General features: G+C 70.5%; 3 protein-coding genes. All 3 read right to left on the reverse strand.

The genetic code is table 11. The features are described from left to right. The coding region (locus MJ785_RS13605) for an MIP/aquaporin family protein (protein ID WP_255727653.1) at positions 1 to 642 on the reverse strand (642 nt) is incomplete at its 3' end. After that, positions 639 to 1,193, reverse strand: a complete 555-nt coding sequence (locus MJ785_RS13610) for an ArsI/CadI family heavy metal resistance metalloenzyme (RefSeq protein WP_239381212.1) — start codon at positions 1,191 to 1,193, stop codon at positions 639 to 641. The genes MJ785_RS13605 and MJ785_RS13610, both read right to left, overlap by 4 nt. Before the next feature lie 234 nt (positions 1,194 to 1,427). Further along, positions 1,428 to 2,237, reverse strand: coding sequence for a phosphate ABC transporter ATP-binding protein (locus MJ785_RS13615; RefSeq protein ID WP_370651631.1), 810 nt, complete (start codon positions 2,235 to 2,237; stop codon positions 1,428 to 1,430).

Below are 2,237 nucleotides of genomic sequence, written 5' to 3' on the forward strand. Positions count from 1 at the left end.
GCCGGTGAGCTGGGCGGCGACGAACGCCGGGACGGACGCGGGGGCGATACCCGCGAAGGTGTCGGAGAACATCCGTCCCACCGTGATCGCCGGGTTGGCGAAACTGGTCGAGCTGGTGAACCAGTACGCCGCGCCGATGTAGGCCCCGACCGCCGCCGGTGCCCGGTCGGCCCGCCCCGAGCGGGCAAGGGCGAAGATGACGAGGAGCAGGCCGGCCGTCGCCACGATCTCGGACAGCAGATGCGCGCCGGACGCCCGGTCATGGGTGGAGATCGACACCGCCGCCTGCCCGAACATGACGTTGGCGAGCACCGCACCGGCGACGCATCCCGCGACCTGGGCGGGCAGATAGGCCGCGACGTCCCGCCAGGGCAGACCGCCGAACAGCGCGTCGACGGCGGAGACCACCGGGTTGATGTGCGCGCCGGACACCGGCCCGACCATCAGAATGATCGCGAACAGGCCAGCCGCGGTTACCGTGGCGTTCTCCGCCAGTTGCAGACCGATCTGGTTCGGGCTGAGCTGTTGGGCGGCTATCCCGGAGCCGATGACAAGGGCGGCCAGCAGCATGCTGCCGAACGCCTCCGCCGCGACCCGCCGCGCCAGCGGCGGGCGCTGGTCCGCGGTCACGGCCGGGGTCAACGGCCAGCCACCGGGGCCACGGTCAGGGCCAGCGGCTCCGGGCCACCGATGCCACCACACACAGGCCCGCATGCGCAGGCCGACCCCGGCGTGCCCGGTTCGGCCTCCCGCTGGACGGCCGGCCGTCCAGCGACGCCAACGCCAACGCCGGCATCGGCATCGGCATCGGCATCGGCATCGGCGAGGACGGTGTAGACCTCCCACGGCGCACCGTCCGGGTCATCTACCCAGACCTTGTCCTGCACCGCGTAACAGCACGTCGTGGCTTCTTCGGTCGCTGTGGCCAGCCCCAGACCGGCCAGCCGCGCGGCCGCCGCCGTCACCTCGCCGGTGGACTCGACCTCGACACCGAGATGGTTGAGCGCGCCAGCCACCCCGGCTTCCCGGGCCGCCGGGTTCTCGATCAACACAAGCTTCAGCGGCGGGACCTCGACCGCGAAGTTCGCGTACCCGGGCCGGCGCTTCGCCGGCCCAACCCCGAACAGCTTCGAGTAGAAGCTCACGGCCGCGTTCACATCGGACACGTTCAGCGCCAACTGGACCCTGGCCACGACGACCACCTCACATCGATCCGCGTCTATGTACTGCCAGGGCAAGCATGGACCCAAACATAGACAGCCGTCAATGTCATCGATCGATAGACCAACGGACCATGTGACCATGGGTTTTCGCCCGACCGGAGGCCTCCGGGGGTTTCTGGCGGACCGGTTCCACAACGGCCCAGCCCGGCCCACTGCCCACCCCACGGCCCGGCCCACGGCCCGGAAGAGCCGTTCTCCCGCGTCCTACCCGAACCGGCCGTTGACGTAGTCGGCGGTCCGCGGGTCGCGCGGGTCGTGGAACATCTGCTCGGTGCGCCCGTACTCGACGACGTGGCCGGGCCGCCCCTCCTCGGCGAGAAAGAACGCGCAGTGGTCGGACACCCGCGCCGCCTGCTGCATGTTGTGCGTCACGATAATGATCGTCACATCCGAGGCGATCTCGGCGATGGTCTCCTCGACCCGGCGGGTGGATGTCGGGTCAAGAGCCGAACAGGGCTCGTCCATGAGCAGCACAGCCGGCTCGACGGCGAGCGAGCGGGCGATGCACAGCCGTTGCTGCTGCCCGCCGGACAGCGCGCCCCCCGGGGAGCGCAGGCGGGTCCGGACCTCGTTCCACAGGCCGGCCCGCAGCAGGCAGTGCTCGACCAGGGAGTCCTTGTCCTTGCCCTTGATCCCGGCGAGCTTCAGGCCGCTCGCGACGTTGTCGAAGACCGTCATGGCGGGAAACGGGTTGGGCTTCTGGAAGACCATGCCGATCCGGCGACGGGTCTCCTGCGCCCGCTTGCCGGCGGCGTAGATGTCCTCGCCGTCCAGCAGAACCTCACCGGCCAGGGACGCGCCCGGGATGAGCTCGTGCATCCGGTTCAGGATGCGCAGGTAGGTGGACTTGCCGCAGCCCGAGGGACCGATGAGCGCCGTCACCTCACCGGGTCGCATCGTCAGCGAAACCCGGTCAAGCACCTTGCGCTCCCCGAACCACGCGGAGACGTCCTTCGTTTCCAGCGCCGCGCCGGAGACCGGCCCGGTCCGCTCACGGCGGGCGGCGGGCACCAG

This window comes from Protofrankia sp. CiT1, from assembly GCF_917627335.1.
Lineage (GTDB): Bacteria > Actinomycetota > Actinomycetes > Frankiales > Frankiaceae > Protofrankia.